At 52.1% G+C, this 17,778-nt stretch carries 17 protein-coding genes; 8 read left to right on the top strand and 9 right to left on the bottom strand.

Annotation, left to right across the window (positions count from 1 at the left end; genetic code table 11):
- Positions 1 to 188: 188 nt before the first annotated feature.
- Both ylbJ and ACR9FF_RS06335 read left to right on the top strand, forming a co-directional pair.
- Positions 189 to 1,247 (top strand): sporulation integral membrane protein YlbJ, encoded by a 1,059-nt coding sequence (gene ylbJ, locus ACR9FF_RS06340; protein ID WP_435169768.1) that lies wholly within the window; start codon positions 189 to 191, stop codon positions 1,245 to 1,247.
- A gap of 84 nt (positions 1,248 to 1,331) precedes the next feature.
- Positions 1,332 to 2,120, top strand: a complete 789-nt coding sequence (locus ACR9FF_RS06335; RefSeq protein ID WP_201006145.1) for an NAD kinase — start codon at positions 1,332 to 1,334, stop codon at positions 2,118 to 2,120.
- Between the two features lie 83 nt (positions 2,121 to 2,203).
- Here ACR9FF_RS06335 and ACR9FF_RS06330 read toward each other — a convergent pair whose 3' ends face one another.
- Together ACR9FF_RS06330 and lipA are read right to left on the bottom strand one after the other, a co-directional pair.
- Positions 2,204 to 3,001 (bottom strand): YutD family protein, encoded by a 798-nt coding sequence (locus ACR9FF_RS06330; RefSeq protein WP_317981751.1) that lies wholly within the window; start codon positions 2,999 to 3,001, stop codon positions 2,204 to 2,206.
- 35 nt (positions 3,002 to 3,036) lie between these two features.
- Positions 3,037 to 3,939 carry a lipoyl synthase gene (lipA, locus tag ACR9FF_RS06325; protein WP_317981750.1) on the bottom strand — a complete coding sequence of 301 codons (903 nt, stop codon included), beginning with the start codon at positions 3,937 to 3,939 and terminating at the stop codon, positions 3,037 to 3,039.
- Between the two features lie 176 nt (positions 3,940 to 4,115).
- Between lipA and ACR9FF_RS06320 the strand changes: the two genes are divergently transcribed.
- Positions 4,116 to 5,144 carry a M23 family metallopeptidase gene (locus ACR9FF_RS06320; protein ID WP_435172049.1) on the top strand — a complete coding sequence of 343 codons (1,029 nt, stop codon included), beginning with the start codon at positions 4,116 to 4,118 and terminating at the stop codon, positions 5,142 to 5,144.
- A 55-nt stretch (positions 5,145 to 5,199) separates the two neighbouring features.
- Here ACR9FF_RS06320 and yunB read toward each other — a convergent pair whose 3' ends face one another.
- Positions 5,200 to 6,333 carry a sporulation protein YunB gene (gene yunB / locus ACR9FF_RS06315; RefSeq protein WP_435169765.1) on the bottom strand — a complete coding sequence of 378 codons (1,134 nt, stop codon included), beginning with the start codon at positions 6,331 to 6,333 and terminating at the stop codon, positions 5,200 to 5,202.
- Between the two features lie 297 nt (positions 6,334 to 6,630).
- Entirely contained in the window at positions 6,631 to 7,110 is a 480-nt protein-coding gene (locus tag ACR9FF_RS06310; RefSeq protein ID WP_201006131.1) for a nucleoside deaminase, read from the bottom strand.
- A 201-nt stretch (positions 7,111 to 7,311) separates the two neighbouring features.
- Here ACR9FF_RS06310 and ACR9FF_RS06305 point away from each other — a divergent pair, with 201 nt between their 5' ends.
- A complete protein-coding gene (locus ACR9FF_RS06305; RefSeq protein ID WP_435169762.1) occupies positions 7,312 to 7,797 on the top strand; it encodes a hypothetical protein in 486 nt (161 codons plus the stop codon).
- Positions 7,798 to 8,108: 311 nt separating this feature from the next.
- On the top strand, positions 8,109 to 8,312 hold the full coding sequence (locus ACR9FF_RS06300) for a DUF6199 family natural product biosynthesis protein (protein WP_435169760.1): 204 nt from the start codon (positions 8,109 to 8,111) through the stop codon (positions 8,310 to 8,312).
- A gap of 201 nt (positions 8,313 to 8,513) precedes the next feature.
- Here ACR9FF_RS06300 and ACR9FF_RS06295 read toward each other — a convergent pair whose 3' ends face one another.
- The 3 genes from ACR9FF_RS06295 to ACR9FF_RS06285 all read right to left on the bottom strand — a co-directional run bounded on the left by ACR9FF_RS06295 (position 8,514) and on the right by ACR9FF_RS06285 (position 13,341).
- Positions 8,514 to 10,358 (bottom strand): LTA synthase family protein, encoded by a 1,845-nt coding sequence (locus tag ACR9FF_RS06295; RefSeq protein ID WP_435172047.1) that lies wholly within the window; start codon positions 10,356 to 10,358, stop codon positions 8,514 to 8,516.
- Between the two features lie 202 nt (positions 10,359 to 10,560).
- Positions 10,561 to 12,651 (bottom strand): YhgE/Pip domain-containing protein, encoded by a 2,091-nt coding sequence (locus ACR9FF_RS06290; protein ID WP_201006127.1) that lies wholly within the window; start codon positions 12,649 to 12,651, stop codon positions 10,561 to 10,563.
- Between the two features lie 93 nt (positions 12,652 to 12,744).
- The gene (locus tag ACR9FF_RS06285; RefSeq protein ID WP_127490908.1) at positions 12,745 to 13,341 is read right to left on the bottom strand and encodes a TetR/AcrR family transcriptional regulator; all 597 of its coding nucleotides are present in this window, start codon (positions 13,339 to 13,341) and stop codon (positions 12,745 to 12,747) included.
- 190 nt (positions 13,342 to 13,531) lie between these two features.
- Here ACR9FF_RS06285 and ACR9FF_RS06280 point away from each other — a divergent pair, with 190 nt between their 5' ends.
- Positions 13,532 to 13,927, top strand: a complete 396-nt coding sequence (locus ACR9FF_RS06280; protein WP_201006122.1) for a DUF2500 domain-containing protein — start codon at positions 13,532 to 13,534, stop codon at positions 13,925 to 13,927.
- A 15-nt stretch (positions 13,928 to 13,942) separates the two neighbouring features.
- Here ACR9FF_RS06280 and ACR9FF_RS06275 read toward each other — a convergent pair whose 3' ends face one another.
- The gene (locus tag ACR9FF_RS06275) at positions 13,943 to 14,980 is read right to left on the bottom strand and encodes a substrate-binding domain-containing protein (protein WP_435169757.1); all 1,038 of its coding nucleotides are present in this window, start codon (positions 14,978 to 14,980) and stop codon (positions 13,943 to 13,945) included.
- Between the two features lie 102 nt (positions 14,981 to 15,082).
- Here ACR9FF_RS06275 and manA point away from each other — a divergent pair, with 102 nt between their 5' ends.
- Entirely contained in the window at positions 15,083 to 16,030 is a 948-nt protein-coding gene (manA, locus tag ACR9FF_RS06270; protein WP_435169755.1) for a mannose-6-phosphate isomerase, class I, read from the top strand.
- Positions 16,031 to 16,117: 87 nt separating this feature from the next.
- Positions 16,118 to 16,993: an ROK family protein gene (locus ACR9FF_RS06265; protein ID WP_435169753.1), complete on the top strand. Its 876-nt coding sequence runs from the start codon at positions 16,118 to 16,120 to the stop codon at positions 16,991 to 16,993.
- 49 nt (positions 16,994 to 17,042) lie between these two features.
- On the opposite strand, the gene ACR9FF_RS06260 is transcribed toward ACR9FF_RS06265, so the two are convergent.
- Positions 17,043 to 17,750: a hypothetical protein gene (locus ACR9FF_RS06260; protein WP_435169751.1), complete on the bottom strand. Its 708-nt coding sequence runs from the start codon at positions 17,748 to 17,750 to the stop codon at positions 17,043 to 17,045.
- Positions 17,751 to 17,778 lie beyond the last annotated feature (28 nt).

The following is a 17,778-nucleotide window of genomic DNA, read 5'->3' as shown; positions in this document are numbered from 1 at the left end:
CCATTGTAACATAAAAAAACGGACCGTCCAGCCCTTTTTGCAAGCGTTTTCTTAGAATTATGAAAAAATTTTTCTTTAGCTAAAACCAGCCTGTAGTGATGGATGTCCACCTTTCTTCATATACCTCATGTAGGGGTTGTACATTTTTGCTTTTCCGCATGTCCCAAAGTCCAAAGGAGGACGCATCTATGCTCCGAACGCTTACCCGGCCGGCCTCGATAACCGGCCTTATCGCTTTGCTCATCGTCCTACTGATGGCCGTGTTCCCCTCCCAAACTCTCGAGTCGGCGCTGCGGGGATTATCGATATGGTGGCAGGTCTTATTCCCGGCCCTTTTCCCTTTCTTCGTCATTTCCGAGCTGCTGCTCGGCTTCGGGATTGTCCATTTCTTCGGCAAGCTGCTCGATCCGCTGATGAGGCCGTTATTCCGCCTGCCGGGCATCGGAAGCTTCGTCGTTACGATGGGGTATGTATCCGGCTATCCGGTTGGGGCAAGGCTTACCGCCCAACTATGGGAGCAAGGCCTTGTCAAACGCGCCGAAGGCGAGCGACTTGTCGCTTTTACGACAACTTCGGATCCGATCTTTCTGATCGGTGCGGTGTCGGTCGGTTTTTTCCATAATGCCGCACTCGCTCCCGTGCTTGCAGCGGCCCACTATGGCGGAGCTTTTATTATCGGACTTCTCATGCGGTTCCATGACCGCCACGAGCCGGTTACCGAATCTCTAAGGCGAATGCCTTCACGCCGGAGCTCCCGGCTGGTTGAAGCAACCAAAGCGATGCATGAAGCCAGGCTTATGGATGGCCGAAGCCTCGGCAAGCTGCTGCAGGACAGCATTCAATCCGCGCTGCGCCTCATGATGGTTGTAGGCGGGCTTGTCGTTTTTTTCTCCGTCGTGATGGAGCTGCTCACTCATGCGGGCATCGTTGAGGCTTTGGCCGAAGGGCTGCGGTTATTATTCGGCGCCTTTGGGCTTCCTGCAAAGCTTGCCGACGCCGTCGTGTTTGGCTTATTCGAGGTCACCCTTGGCGCGCGGGCTGCGGGGGAAGCAGGTACCGGGTTGATGCATCAGGCCGCTATAGCCGCTTGGATTTTGTCCTGGGGAGGGCTTTCCGTGCATGCCCAGGTGCTCAGCCTGCTAAGCCGTACGGACCTGCGATACATGCCGCTTATGCTGGCCCGCCTTGCTCACGCTTTTATCTCCGTTGCTCTCGTTTATCTGCTGTGGGGATGGCTCGCGCCTTAAACTTTTGTATCGGCGTTGAATTTGAAGCCATATTCCTATATCATCATAGTATCTTTGCAATAGGCCGGAAGGGGTTTAAATTTCTTGAAATACGCAGTCATCGATCGTGGCGATCAATTATCGAAATCATTGGCGGAGCGATTCCATCAACTGGCGGCAGAACGCGGACTCACGCGTCATGACGACATGCCGGACATCATTGTGTCCATTGGCGGAGACGGAACGCTGCTCCAGGCTTTCCACAAATATACCGACCGGGTAACCGATGTATCCTTTGTTGGTATTCATACGGGCCATCTGGGCTTTTACGCCGACTGGAAAGCAGATGAATTAGAGACGCTTGTCACCTTGATGGCGGAAGAAACGCCCCATCTCGTCCGTTATCCGCTTGCGGAAATCGCGGTGGAAACCGATGAGCAGAACTTTTATTACCTGGCATTAAACGAATTCACGTTAAAAGGCGTTGACGCTACCCTTGTCGTACAGCTTAGCGTTAACGATGAGTCTTTCGAAATGTTCCGGGGCGACGGGATTGTCATCTCCACTCCGTCAGGGAGCACCGCTTATAACAAGAGCGTCGGCGGCGCTATCGTTCACCCGTCCATTGAATCGCTGCAGATAGCAGAGATCGCATCGATTAACAATCGCGTGTACCGGACGCTTGGATCGTCGTTCCTGCTGCCGCAGCATCATCATTGCGATATTATCTCGAAAAAGGAGCAACGTCTGCTGCTTACGATTGATCATCTCAGCCTTCAACGGACCGATATCCGCTCCATCCGCTGCAGCGTCTCTACCCGCAAAGTCAGCTTTGCAAGGTACCGTCCGTTCCCGTTCTGGAACCGCGTCCGCGATGCGTTTGTTGATATGTGAGAAAACCTCTATCGAAGCCCTTCCAATATAAAAAAGGGCTGTCCACTGGTCTCGATGACCTGTGGACAGCCCTTTCGTTATGTTTATGGACGGCTGCTTTGCTCTTTGTTGCTGTTGTTATCCCGGTTGTTATCTCGGTTGTTATCCCTGTTGTTATCACGGTTGTTAACTTTGTTGCTCTCCCTGTTTCTGTCCCGCTCTCCGCGTTCTCCCCGCTCTCGCTTAGGGCCGGACGGAGAATGAACCGCCGCTTGCTCGGATGCTGCGGCAACATCCTTGTTCGCAGCCGGTCTAATCGGCTTCTTGCCGTTAGAACGATAACTTCTGCGGTGCTGATCTTTCCCGCTGCGCTGCTGATGATGCTGGCCATGCTGTCGGGATGGCTGCTGCTGTTGCTGCTGGGAATCCTCAGCGTGACGTCCGCCGCCTCTGCCCGCAGCCGCGCTTTCCCTTGCCGCTGCCGCGGCACCAGCCAGTACGGCATCCGCAAGCGAGGAAGCGCCAACCTCCTGCTCGTCCTCGGCATCAGTCTTGTCCTGCTCGTAAGTATCCTGTTTCGAAGAAGCTTCCTGCTCATCTCCCGCCTCTTCATCCGGGGATTTTGCAGCCGTACCGGTCTTCTCCAGAACGAAATACGGGCAGCCGAAATTGCAGTATTCGTTAATATAATCGGACATTCCGGAGTACGCGCTGTCCTTCGTTGCCTTCATATGATTATCGCGGAAAAAGCCCTTCAGGCGCAGCTGGCTGTAACCCCAGTCGCCAATAATAAAATCGTAGCGTTCCAAAACTTCGCTGTAACGATCCTTGAACGCATCCGCGTTCCAGCCGTTGCGATTTTCATGGATTAGTTCATATATTTTGCCGCCAATTTGGATCAATTCCGTTTCCCCTCTTTCGAATTCCCCAATAGAAGCTATACGTTGCTAAGCTCGCGTTCCTCTGCCTCGGCAGCCGAATCCGTCTGCTCATGGGCATGATAGGAGCTCCGTACCAGCGGCCCCGACTCGACATGGCGGAATCCGCGTTTGTAGCCCTCTTCCTTCAAGCTTTTGAATTCATCCGGGTGCACGTAACGTTCAATCGGCATGTGATTCGGCGTAGGCTGCAAGTATTGACCCAGCGTCAGAATGTTGCAGTCTACCGCACGAAGATCATCCATTGCCTGCAATACTTCTTCGTAAGTCTCGCCAACGCCAAGCATAATGCTGGATTTCGTCGGAATCTTCGGATTCATTTCCTTCGCGCGTCTTAGAAGCTCCAGGGATCTTCTGTATTTCGCTTTCGCGCGCACGCGGTTCGACATCCGCTCAACGGTCTCGATGTTATGGTTCAGAATGTCCGGCTTCGCATCCATAACGACCTTCAGCGACTCCTCGTTACCCATAAAATCGGGAATAAGCACTTCTACTCGAGTGAATGGCATCCGCTCGCGGATAGCCTTGATCGTTCCCGCAAAAATCGAAGCGCCGCCATCAGCCAAATCATCGCGGGCAACGGATGTTACTACGCAGTGGCGAAGTCCCATTTGCTCCGCTGCTTCCGCTACGCGTTCCGGCTCTTGCAGATCAAGCTCCGTAGGAAGGCCTGTCTTCACGGCACAGAAGCGGCAGGCGCGCGTACAAATATCCCCCAAAATCATAAAGGTTGCCGTACGGTTGGACCAACACTCGTAAATATTCGGGCAACGCGCTTCCTCGCAGACGGTATGCAGCGTTTTGGTGCGCATCATGTCTTTGATTTCGGTGTAGTTGCCTTCGGTTGTAAGCTTTATTTTAAGCCAGTCCGGCTTTTTCAATTTTTCTTTGTTTGATTTCATCTGGAATTCCCTGCTTTCACTTTCAATTGGACAGTCGAATCTCACCGTTTATTATAGCATAGTTCGGATAAAATCCAATGATTTGCAAAACATAACGAATATTGCTTCGAGCTTTCGAAAGGGTGGAACGATTGAAACAGACTTTTTCTATTGCCTTGGCTGCCGTTGTCGCTTCCATGCTAATATCCGGGCATACAGGCTATGCAAATCCGATTCAAAAAAACGCGAACTCAAATGCCGGTAACGCTAAGCCTGCTCAAACCCAATCTTCGGAAGGAGAGGTTGATTCCTTAACCAGCAGACAGCAGCTTTACGACAGGCTAAGCACCGTTACCGGCATTCCTTGGTACCGTATCGCTGCCGTTGACCAATACGAGCGAACGTTGTCCAAAGCCCGGCCAAAAGCCCGCCCTCAGCTGGGCAGTATCGTTGGCATCTACATCGACGAGGAGCAATGGGCCGGCCCGCTTAATCCGGATTCGTCCGATAACGTACCGGCTTCGATTCAGTGGTTCAACGGCATTGGCCGCGACGGAGACGGGGACGGCTTTGCCGACCGCAACAACGATCTCGACCTGCTCTATTCCGTAGCGAACAGACTGCTTCAGTATGGCGGGTCTACGGAAGACGATTTCTCCATTGGCGTATGGGAATATTACCATAATAGCAGGGCTGTGCAGCGTATTCAGCAGTTTTCCAATATTTACGCTACCTTCGGACGTCTGGACTTGTATGAGCATGCGTTCCCCGTCCCGGTCGGAACCAATTATTCGTACCGCAGCACCTGGGGCAATGCCCGCGGCTGGGGAGGACGGCGGACTCACGAAGGAACCGACATTTTCGCCAATCACGGCATTCCCGTCCGCAGCACCTGCTATGGCGTCGTGGAGATAAAAGGCTGGAATCCTTACGGAGGCTGGCGGATCGGAATCCGGGATTTGAACAACTACTATCACTATTACGCCCATTTGTCCGGATTCGATAAGACCATTGGCATCGGTACGATTGTAAAACCCGGCCAAACGATCGGCTGGGTCGGCAGCTCCGGATACGGCAAGCCCGGAACGCAAGGCAAATTCCCGCCGCATCTGCATTACGGGGTTTATCGCGACCGCGGGCTTATCGAATGGGCATTTGATCCTTATCCGCTCCTGCGACGGTGGGAACAGGATGAGCGGAACCGGTTAAAAGCAGCAAACAGATAAAAGGGGCAATCCCGAAGGCCGATTCGACCGGACCTTTTGGGATGCCCCTTTCTTTTTATCCGCCGCCTCCCGCATTGGCTGCATTCGCGTTGCCTGCGTTATTAGCCGAATTGTTGCCGCTGCTTGCAGGCAGCGGAGATTCGCCCGAATCCAGCTGCTCTTTCAGCATGCTTCCGTCCGACTGCTGGGTAACTCCTTGGCCCTTCGACATGGGCAGCGAGATATTCGGAGCATTTGGCGCGGATTCGCCAACCGCCTTGCCCTCATTATCGTAATAATACATGGGAACGTCGCCAACAACGAGCAGATACGAGATCGGAATTTCCGTCTCCACGATTTGCGGATCCGTCTCGAACGGCACGATAATGGCAACCTCGGATACGATATGAATGTACACCTCGATCAGAATCATATTGATGCCGGCATTCGTCTGGCGCGTGTTCAGGTCCACCTTCACGGCTCCCACCGGCTCGAACTTGACCGGAATTCTTGGACCGTACGTCGAGATCAGCGCACTGCCAAGCGCGTTGCCGACCGGGATATGCTCGGGAATCTCCTTCAGCTCATCAAGCGTTGCCTGTACCGTCTTGATCGTCTCCGACCGGATCTTCGTATGCTCGGCATAGTTCAGCATAAAGCCGGATACTTTGCCGTCGCTGTTCATTTTCCAATCGATCAGCTTCTCGAAATCGGCATTGCTGACAACCTCATCCGTCGTGGCCTTATTAATCGCCTGCGTAGCAACCTGCTTGATCCGCAGCTGGGCAACCTTCATAAGAGGCGGACGCAGATGCTTTTCGATATAAACAAGGGATTGAAGGGTTCCAATAAGAAGAATAAGCACAGTGACGATAATCCATAGCTTGGTGCGCCGTTTGCCGGATTTCAGCCTCGTTCCTCCGCCTCCGCTTCCTACCGAGCTGATGCTCATCGTTTTGATGCCTTTTCCGGGCGGTCTTACCGGCCGTTTGCGCGGCTGCCACATTCCGCCCCAGTTACCCGCTGACTTTGGCTTTCGCGGTGACTTCCATTTGCTTGATCCCCATGGCTTTGGCGCGCTGCCCGAAGCGGAAATTTTGCTGCCCCAGCTGACCCGCTTCACCTTCGCAAAAGGGCGGTTAGACCATAGCTGCTGTCGGCTCAGGCCAAGTGACCGAAGCATCCAACCCCTTCGTCCCCATTTCGTCACTTCCATCGCCTCCTGAAAAGAATTGCCACACAAATGACCTTATCGTGGTCATTTGTGGAAATTCTTACTTCGTAAGCATCGACCAAAGAATTGCCACACAATTGGCCATGTTTAGGCCAGTTGTGGTAATTCTTGCTTCGTAAGCATAGACCAAAGAATTGCCACACTAATGGCCATGTTTAGGCCAGTTGTGGTAATTCTTGCTTCGTAAGCCCGTACCTTTACATGCTTATGCGGGGCAAGGACAAAAAAGACGACCTCCCGTTAGGGCGGCCGTCCGGCAGCTTCTGTTAGATTTTAGTCCCAGTACCCTTTGTGTACGGCCACAACCTCTTCTTCAAGCTCGGGGAAGGGCCCAATCACTTCAATCGGCTTCTGGCCTTTGGCGAAAATATCCCGGCAAGGAAGATTAAACGTCGGATTCTGCTCGTGATCGCCCGTCAGCTTCAGCAGCGCTTCCTCCGTCGCGGCGTAGACCACTTTTCCGACATTGCCCCAATAGATAGCACCCGAGCACATCGCGCATGGCTCAAAGGTGGTGTAGAGGGTGTAGTTCCACAGGTCATGATGCTCGTATTGATGGGAGGCTTTCTCCATGAGCGCGGTTTCGGCATGGCCGGTGCACCGTCTTTCCGTAAGCTCGACGTTCTCCTGCTCCAGCACAATCTCGCCCCGCTCGTTCACAAGGATCGCGCCAAAGGGCGTATTGCCGTTCTCTCTCGACCTGCGGGACACCTCTATGCAATATTTCAAATAATACGTATGATCCTGCTTCATGCTCTCTCGCTCCCTTCGTTTCCCTTATCTTAGGTCAGAGCTGCGCGAGGAGTAAACGAGCCGGGGGTAACTTTGTGGCGGTGACTAATCCGGGGCATGCCTCTTTAGTTCCCGCGCACAGTCGGGATAGCCGCTTCGTATGCGGCAGACGCTTGTGCTATAATAGCCGAAGCACATTTTGGATAGATGATGGAGGATGTTATGTTAACTTTTGACGAAAAGCTGACTATTATTGAATCGTTCCCGGAGCTAACTCGCAGTGATGTATCTTTGGGGCGCGTGAACTTCCAATTCGAGAACAGCTTATATGACCGGAAAAATGTCGTGTACCACCTGCACCCGAACGGTAACGGCTTCGTGTATGCCGGGCTGCTGCGCAATTTCAGCCAGGACGAAAAGGGCATGATCAATATCCGCGACTACAACGAGCTGCAGCTTCGTACGCTGCTCCGCCAATCGATCGATTCGCTTTCCGTACGCGAGGAAGAGCCCGCTCCCAAGCCGTCGCGTAACCGCAAGAAGAAAGACCAGCTATGGACCAACGAGGACAATCAAAGCTTGACCGTTAAATGGGAAGACGATATGTGGTACGTCTACTCCGGTCTTAATCTGGAGATGGCGTTTGAAGCGTATGGCGAAGTAGAGGAATACATGAAAGAAGAAGGGTTCCGTCGGGAGCAGAATTAAGGGAGGGATGGCGGAATGGTGCCGGATTATGTCCGTCATTCCGGAAATGTATCTCCTTCCAGTCGCTGTTGTCATTCTGAATTATTGAATTTACTCGTATAACGAGAATTCAGAATGACAAAGGCGAGCGTTCCACTCTTCCAGGAGATACATTTCCTTCACTCCTCCTGCTCCGACGGTGGGAGTAAGCAGAATAGGGCAGCCCAATGAATCTGGGCTGCCCCTTTTTATTCCAATTACATCCCATCTGCATTATGATTAGATCAACTACTGGATGGTTAACCGTTCCATTACGAAATGGAGGAGCTTCTATGTTCCAGCTTGTTGGCGTGATCTTTATTGTTTTGGGAATTCTCAATCTTTTGTATCCGAGGGCGGGCTGGTACATGCAATACGGCTGGCGGTTCAAGAATGCAGAGCCTAGCGATGCCGCGCTCGTTATGGGTAGAATCTCGGGCATCATTGGTATCGCGATTGGCATCTTTCTGTTCTCCGGATTTTCCCCTTTTCTTTAAACCAAAGGGCAGCCAAATACTGGCTGCCCTTTGTGGTTTAATAAAATTGTAGAAAGGAACAAGAAAATGAATCTCCTGGAGGAACGGAGTGCTCGCCTTTGCTTTTCACTTTGCATCATCTAGAACATCGTTCAAGGCAAAGTGAAAGCAACAGCGACCGGAAGGAGATTCATTTTCGTCGAGACGAAACTACAATTCCCCTCACGGAGCCCTCTTAGGCAACTGCCGGACATACTGGTCCGACAAACTCATCAGCTTCATGATGTAGTCGTAGTCGCTCTTGTACTTCGCGAAGTCCTGAACCGGCTCCATTGTTTTCAGCGAATAGGCTGTGCCATCGTCAAAGCCTTTACCCGGAACGAACAGGATATCGTTGTTGAAGAACGATCCTGTCGGCAGATAATACCGCATGCCAAATACGTTATGGTTGATGTTCAGCAGGTCATGCCCGAATGGAACGACGCCTTCGTCCCCCGGCTTCACGCCCAGCAGATTCGCGAGCGTTGGCATAATATCAAGCTGCCCGCCCGGCTGGTCCACGACATGGCCGCTGCTCTGACCCGGAACATGGATGATCAAAGGGATGTTGAACCGGCTGAGCCGGTCATCGTAATGAATGCCCAGCTGCTGGCTGATCTCCGCCGCGCTGGCTTTCTCCGGCTGCAGGCCAAAGTGGTCACCATACGCAACAAGCACGGTATCGTCCCACATGCCGTTCGCCTTCAGGCGGTCAATCAGCGTGCCAAGCGCATAGTCCGTGTAGTGAACGGCCTGCAAATAATTGCCGAGCTGCGTTCCCTCCATGGAAGCCGGCAGGGTCAAATCCGTCCGGTCCTTCGGCACCTCGAACGGGAAGTGGCTGGAGACGGTTACCATCTGCGCGTAAAACGGCTTGTTCTGCTCATGCAGCGCCTGCAGCTTGTCTACGGCAACCCGGTACAGCTCCTCATCCGATGCGCCAAACGCATTAAAGTGATCATTCGTATAAAACGGTTTGTCATAATAATGATTAAAACCAAGCGCCGGATACAGCTTATTCCGGTCCCAGAACGTCACATCGTTTACGTGAAACGTGTTGGCCTCATACCCTTTGCTCTCCAGCATGCGCGGCATACTTGGCAGCTCGCGGTTGCCGTAACCCGTCGACATGGCAATCTCGCCTGTAGGATAAATCGAGGTGTTCGACATAAACTCCGCATCCGAGGTGTTGCCCTGGCCGATCTGCTGATAGATATGAGGGAAATAATAGCTCTCGTCGGCCAGCTTGTTCAGCACGGGCGTCAGCTCCGTTCCGCCAACGGACAGATGAAGCGGGAAGTTCTGAAAAGCTTCCATCTGCACAACAATCACATTTTTCCCCTGTGCGGTTCCGAATTGAATAGCCGGCTTCCCTGGTTGATCCTGATAAGAATAAGAAGACATCAGCTCGTTAATATCCACCTTGGTCTGTTCGATATCGCCGCTGCTCGCCATCGCCTTCTCGCTCTGGTTATTCCAGGCCGCAGCCGCCTGATATCCGATAAAGCCCAGCCCTTCGGCTTGCTCCAGTTCATTCGGAATATCGCTCCCGGCATAAACCAGGCTTCCGGATACTGCGATACAGATCAGAAGTCCTCCAATGACGAGACGAAGCTGGCCGATTCTTTTTCGTCCCGGTACCCGGGTTCCTCGGATCAAACGAACGATATACAAGATTGCTAGAATCGCAAGGTCCAGAAAATAAATATAATAAATACTCTTAATTAGCGATTCGACGCTGTCTTGAATTTGATTGACTTGGTCAAGCGCCTTGAGCGCCGTGTACGTAGGCACGGAGCCGTAATAACTGAAGTAGACGGTTGACGCAAAGAGCAGAACGGAAACAATCAAATTCACCGCCCAATAAGCAATCCCTCTCCATCTTGCGGCGGTAACTAGCTCCACGATAAGGAGCAGTCCCAGCCAGGCCGCCGCATCCGCCAGCAGGCCGTTCCACTGCAGCTCTCCGAACAGGAACACCCGGAACAGGACGGATTTTACAAGCAGCAGAAGCCATATTCCGATCATCGGCGACCGCCGGTAATCATCTTTGTAGAACGATATCAATGTACTCACTCTCCCATGCGAAAAAAAGAAAAGAAGCCGTCAAATGACGGCCGCTTCGTTTATCTACTTATTCTATTTATAGTAACCGATTTACTAGTAAGAGAAAAGGGCACGTGGTTGCATGTTCCATGTTAATTACTAGATAGCTATCCAGTCCCTATCCTTACACAGCTGTCGTGATATTCTCGGCAGGGCTCTTCGACTGACGTTTGAAGTACAGGAAGGTAAGGCCCAGGAACACGACGGCAAATGCGCCAAGGACAAGCATCTGCTCGCGCATCAGGGCATAATCGCCGCTTGCGATAATCGTCTTGAAGCCGGTAATCGCATGAGTCATCGGCAGCCAAGGGTTCAGCTTCTGCATCCAATCCGGCAGCAGCTCAAGCGGGAAGGTGCCCGCGCTTGAGGTCAGCTGGAAGATCATCAGCAGAACGACCAGGAAGCGTCCCGGATTATCCAGCCAAGTAACAAGCGCTTGAATAATAAACGTATACGCCAGGCTTGTAAGAATGGTAAAGAATACAAAGAGCGGTACGCTTGTTACGTCAATCTTCAATCCGTACAGGAGTACGGCATCGGCAATCAAAGATTGCAAAAGGCTTATGCTTACATACGTCAAGGTGCGGCTCATGAAACGGCCCATCGGCGATGCGCCCAAGGTGTACGAATCGCGCACCGAGAATACCGTCGTATAAACAAGCGCGCCCATAAACAACGCCAGCGACAAGAAGTAAGGAGCAATACCAAGTCCGTAACGGTCAAGCTTATGGTCCGTGTTTTCTTTTACGACAACCGGCTCCGCAAACATGTTTACGATATTGTCGCCATCTTTGATGCTGCCGGTCTCGGCAGCGGCATCATTCAGCTTCGTAGCCAGCTCGCCCGAGCCGTTCACGAGCTGCGCCGAGCCGTCCTTCAGCTGTCCTGCGCCTTGATCCAGCTGCTTCGAGCCGTCGGCAATGCCTTCTACGCCGCCGGACAGCTTGCCAAGTCCATCCTTCAGTTGGGCGGCGCCGCTGTTTGCGGCTTTTGCGCCCGCAGCAAGCTGCTCTGCACCGGTTCCCGCTTCCTTCAGCTTCCCGCCAAAGGTCTCAAGGCCGGAAGCCAGTTTTTCCTGGCCTTTGCTAAGCGAATTGGCGCCTGCATATAATTGCTCTTGGCCTTGCGCCAGCTTGCTGCTGCCAGCCAGGAGCTGTTCTTGCCCTTCCTTCAGCTGCGCGCTGCCTGCTGCGACCTGCTTGCTTGCCGCTAGCAGCTGCTTTAGCGCCTCGTTATCCTGCAGCTCCGGCGATCCAGCCATCAGCTGCTCGAGTCCTTTTGCAACCTGGTCCGCACCGTCAGCTACCTGACCGCTTGCCGCGGAAGAAGCGGTTAATCCCTGCTTCAGCGCAGCCGCGCCGTCTTTCGAAGCCTTTAATCCTTCCGCCAGCTGGGCTGCGCCAGCTTTGGACTGCGAAGCTCCGTCTTCGAGCTGCTGCTCGGCCGCGGACAATTGCCCCAAGCCGCCGGCTAAGCCCGATGCGCCGGACGACAGTTGGCTGGTACCTTGACTTAAGCTTGTTGCGCCATCGTACAGCTTGGATACGCCGCCGCTCAGCTCGGAAGTGCCGCTGGCCAGCTTATTGAGATTTTCCTTCAGCGTGGTTATGCCGTCCTCCAGCTTGCCCGCTCCGTCCTTCAATTCGGTTGCGCCTTCTCCCGCTTTGCCCAGACCGTCGGAGATGGTACCCACCTGTTCGAACATGCTGCGGGTATACGCTTCGGTAATTTGCGTGTTAAGCTTCGATCGCAATTCCTTCATGGCGCTGTTACCGATCTGACCGGCCACGAAGTTATATTGGCTGTTCGGCTCGAAAATCAGCTCCGCCTGAACCGGATTTTCCTGCGTTAAGGTTGCCGCATTTTCCGAGAAATTGCCTGGCACGGTGATGGTCATGTAATAATCGTTATGCTCCATGCCATCCTTCGCCTGCTCTTCATTTACGAAATCCCATTTGAAATTATCGCTTTTCTTCAACTCCTCAACGAAGTCTTTCCCGACATTCATCGTCTTCCCTTCATAAGTCGCCCCTTTATCGAGGTTGACAACGGCTACGGGAAGCTTGCTCGTCTGGCCGTAAGGGTCCATCGAGCCGTCAATCAATATGCTGCTGTACAGCATTGGAAGCAAGGCGACGCCAATAAAAGAAAGCAGCAGCATTCTTTTGGTCGCCAAAGTCTTCATGTCCTTGAGAAAAACTTGAATCGGCCTCATGTTCACACATCCTTCTTTCGGTTGAATAACTGACTAAATTCGTATTTTGGTCATTTTGGACCAAAAAAACAGCCCTTTACAGGCTGGAATTTTCTAAGATCGGGATTCCTTCATAATGCCTTTGGTAATAAGCATTGCGATGTTCTCCTTAATCTGCTCTTTGGTAAGCGGCTCGCTATGCGACTTGTTCCATTCCGTTGCAAGACCCAGATACAAGCGGAAGATCATATAGGATGTGATTGTCGTATCGCATTCCCTGACTTCGCCTTTCTCAATCGCAAGGTCCAGCTTCTGCTTCAGAAACTCAAGCCCAAATAGCTCCATTCGCCGGATCCCCTCCAGCGCCTGGACAGTGCCGATGTCCCTAACCTCCTGAGCCAGCTTCACGAACAGCTCATGATCCGAACGGAATTCGAGGATAGAATCAAGCAGGCTGAACACACTATGAATAAATGAACGATCACGGCCTTCCATATCGAAACCGCAGTTCATCGCTTCCTTCAATTCGATCTCGGCCTTGTTCAGAATCGCTTCGAACAGCTCCTCCTTCGTCTTGAAAAAAGTATAGATCGTGCCTTTGCCTACGCTTGCGATCTTGGACACCAGATCCATTGTGGTCGCTTTATAGCCAAATTGCGCAAACGACTGCGTCGCTGCCTTCAATATTAACGCTTTGCGGTCAATGGACATGAGCCAATCTCCTCTCCTTCTCCGGACATGAATCTTCGTAAAATGACCAAAATTCAATTCCGGTCATTCAGTCATATTCCATTTATAACATATTCGATGTTGCAAGATCAAGTGCAACTTTTCTTCTCTTCCTTGCGTACAATCAACGATACTTATTATCCATATCGTGGAAGCATCGGAGGAGCAAGGAATGAACAACGGCTTTGGATCACCCATGGGATTTGATCTAATGATCACTATTATTCCCATCGTTATCGTCATCGGATTCGTTATCGTCATCGGTACCGTCATTTACCGCGGCGCTAAGTATGTGCAAAATGCGACCTCTCCCAAAGAGTCGACTTTCGCTAAAGTCGTATCCAAACGAATGGACGTGAGGCAGAGCTCCCATAACCATGATGGCCACGTCAGTCATTCGTCCCATACTTATTATTACATTACTTTAGAATTTGTTAACGGCGAGCGCCAGGAGTTCCTCGATGTAAAAAACCTGTACGGCCTTGTTGTAGAAGGCGATACCGGTTATGCCGCCACGCAAGGCGAGTGGATCGTCGCTTTCGAGCGCAATAGCGGAGCAAGCTTGTAAACATAAAAAAAAGGCTCATGCCAGACATCTGACAGAGCCCCCCACACGAAGAACAGGCGCGGCACTGCAGCGCACAACGGGACTGTCTGGCTGCCGGAGCATTTGACCAAGCACCTCGACCGCTGCGGTGCATAGCGCCTTTTTATTGACCGCCATCGTCGTTAACGGAGGATTCGTCTCCGCGGACATGGCAAGCCCGTCAAAGCCGATAACCGATACATCGCCGGGTACCTGGATGTCCCGCTTTTCCAGCTCTTTCATGAGCAATAGAGCAATCCGGTCATTCCCGCAGAACACAGCCGTCGGGTATTCTCCCTTCCCGAACCGGTCGCAATAAGCCGACAGTTCCTCTTGCGTCCGGCCAAAGCCCTCCGACTCCAGCAGGCATAGGGAAAAGTCTGGCGGCAGGTTATTTTCCAACATGGCCTTCGTATAACCAAACCACCGCTCCTCATGACTGGTCGTCAAGTTAACCGGCGCTATGCAGCCGATCCGCTTGTGACCCGCTTCTATTAGAGAATTCACCGCATAGCTTGCCCCTTCAATATTAGCCGAAGTCACGGCGGACGCCTCAATATCCCGGTAATAGGAATCAAACAGCAGCATCGGTTTTGTAAGGGTCTGCTGCACTTTCAAGATATAATCCTTCTCTAATATGCCAAAAGCGATAATCCCCTGATAGTCGATATGCTGAACCAGCTCGGGGAGGATACGATCCTCTTCCTGGGCAATGCTGATTCGTACAATTACCGCGCTATAGCCTTCCTCCTGCAGCCGGCTGTCCAGTCCCCAGATCAAATCATGATAAAACAAAAAATGCTCGTTATCCTCATGGCTCAAAATCCTCTCCGGTACCAGCACGAGGACCGGCGCGCTAACGGAAGATTGGCCGTCGTTCAGCGGATAACCAACCTCTTGCGCGGTCTGGATAATTTGACGCCTCAGCTCTTCCCCGATTCCCTTCTTATTAGATAGCGCCAAGGAAACCGCATTGCGGGATATGCCCAGCTTATCGGCGATCGTTTGCATGGATATTTTTTTTGGTCGCGGCATTCTTCAACTTCCTCTGTTCCTATGTTATAATCAATTTACTTTACAGATGTTTATATTGTCAAGTTTAGTAAAGTTGTAATCGATGACTTGGAGGGATCAAGATTGGCGAATCAACCGATTTTCCTGGAACCTGTATTTCAAGAACGAATTTGGGGCGGCAAGCAATTAAGAGAGCAATTCCATTACGATATTCCGTCTGACCGTACCGGGGAATGCTGGGCGGTATCCGCTCACCCTAACGGTCAAAGCGTTGTTCATAACGGTCCTTACAAAGGGCTTAAGCTTGGCGAGCTGTGGGAGCAAGAGCCGCAGCTGTTCGGCTCCAAGGCGGCTAAATTCCCGCTGCTGACCAAAATCCTCGATGCATCGGATGACCTGTCCGTACAGGTGCATCCGGATGATGCCTATGCGCAGGTGAACGAGAACGGCGAGCTTGGCAAGACCGAGTGCTGGTACATTCTAGGCTGCGAGCCCGGGGCTGAAATTATTTACGGCCATTCCGCGGCTACCAAAGAGCAATTCAAGCAAATGGTTGACGCAGGCGAGTGGAATCAGCTTCTGACGAAGGTAACCGTGAAGCCGGGCGATTTCTTCTATGTTCCTAGCGGCACTCTCCACGCGCTTGGCAAAGGCATTCAAGTACTGGAAACGCAGCAAAGCTCGGACACCACTTACCGGATCTACGATTATGACCGGAAAGACGATAAAGGCACGACCCGCGAGCTTCATCTGGACAAAGGCATTGAAGTCACTACCGTGCCTCATGTGGATGCGGAGACATCCTTCTCCACGGAAACCGTTGGCGGTACCGAGGTAACTACCTTTGTATCCAACAGCTTTTTTACGGTTCAAAAATGGAATACGAGCAGCGAATCGGCATTCCCGGAGCCTGCTAAATTTACGATCTGCAGCGTCCTCGACGGAACTGGCGAGCTGGAGAATTCCACAGGCAGCTACCCGCTGAAAAAAGGCGATCATTTCATTCTTCCGCTGGGCTTCGGAAGCTTTACGCTTCGCGGCCAGCTTGAGCTTATTATTTCGCACGAATAACAGACTGCAGCTTACGAAGCAAGATTTACCACGTACGGTCAAAAACGAGGCCGTTCGTGTGGCAATTCTTTTAAGGAGGCAACGAACTTGCGTATTGGAGCAATTGAAGCAGGCGGAACAAAGTTTGTATGCGGGATTGGCAACGAACACGGTGAAATCGAAGAACGGATCAGCTTGCCGACCGAGCATCCGGATTCCACGCTGCGCGAGGTCCTGAACTACTTCCGCGATAAGCAGGTTGAAGCTATCGGTATCGGCACTTTTGGACCGATCGATATTGATCCTGCCAGCCCTACCTATGGGTTTGTTACGACAACCCCTAAACCAGGCTGGTCCGGCTATGATTTCCTCGGCACGATGAAGCGTGAGCTTCCCGTTCCTTACGGCTGGGACACGGACGTAAACGCGGCGGCATTTGGCGAAGCCAAATGGGGCGCGGCAAAAGGTCTTAACAGCGCGCTTTATTACACGGTAGGTACCGGTATTGGCGTTGGCGTTTACACGGAAGGCAAGCTTGTACATGGGCTGCTGCATCCCGAAGGCGGCCATGTGCTTACCCGCAGACACCCGGAGGATACGTTTGCAGGCTTCTGCCCTTACCATGGCGACTGCCTGGAGGGCATGGCGGCAGGTCCCGCTATCGGACAACGCTGGGGCGTGAAGGCTGACGCGCTGACGAAGGACCATCCGGCATGGCAGATGGAAGCTTTCTATCTCGGCCAAGCCATCTCCAGCGCGATACTGCTGCTGTCTCCGAAGAAGGTTATTCTTGGCGGCGGCGTTATGCATCAGGAGCAGCTGTTCCCGCTGATCCGCGCGGAAGTACAGAAGAACCTGAACGGCTACGCTTCGCACGAAGCGCTGCGTGAAGGCATTGATTCGTATATCGTGCCGCCTGGACTTGGCGACAACGCCGGTCTATGCGGATCGATCGCGCTTGGAATCGACGCGCTCGAGCGCTAGCAATAATGAAAGAAGGCCTTACCGGATTTAGACCGGTAAGGCCTTTTCTTCATTTCATGGACGATATAACATCGCCTAAGTCCTCTGGTTTAACATGACTCAGCCATCTCCTGTGCCCAAGAGTCACCATGTACTGCATTCCGTCTTTTTGAAGCTGGGATTCATAACTTCCCTTCGCTTTCATTGGCTTAGGCCAATCCAGGATTGGCCTTCCTGGCCGAACCGGCTCCGCCTGAATAAGAAGAAACCGATCATTCGCATCATCTTCGTATTGCAATGCAATCCTCCGGCCTATGATCTCACCCTGCACCTTATGTACCTCGAAAGGAAACTGCCCAGGTACCATGACATGACGGTCGAACTGATTCCTGTATTCCCTTACGGCTTTATTTTCATTAACAAGCGGATTGGCTCCATCGTATAGGGCATCAAGCCGGATAATTCGATCCTGTTTTATCGTTAACTCCCAAATAAATGCAATACGTTTGCTCTTAAACGCTTCATCCCGGAAATATCCGATAAGGATGCGATGGTCCTTTTTCCTCGCTGGAAGACCTTCCATCTGAATGATCGGACTATCTTCTCTAATTTCCGGCATTTTCACGCCATTGGCGAGATAACTCTGCGCCAGATCGTACTTATGTCTCAATAGCGCATTAATCATCTGATGAACGGCTTCTTGCTTCGGCCTAGCATCCGCCCCATTCCCAGGAAAAAGGAGCAGCATAGCCACAATGAAGGACATTATCCATTTCATATTCCTAGCCTCCCTGGTTAACTTCCCC

It is taken from the genome of Paenibacillus glycanilyticus (assembly GCF_051200795.1).
Classification (GTDB): Bacteria; Bacillota; Bacilli; order Paenibacillales; family Paenibacillaceae; genus Pristimantibacillus; species Pristimantibacillus glycanilyticus.
Note: the sequence above shows the minus strand (reverse complement) of the source record. Positions and strands in the feature narration are given on the sequence as shown.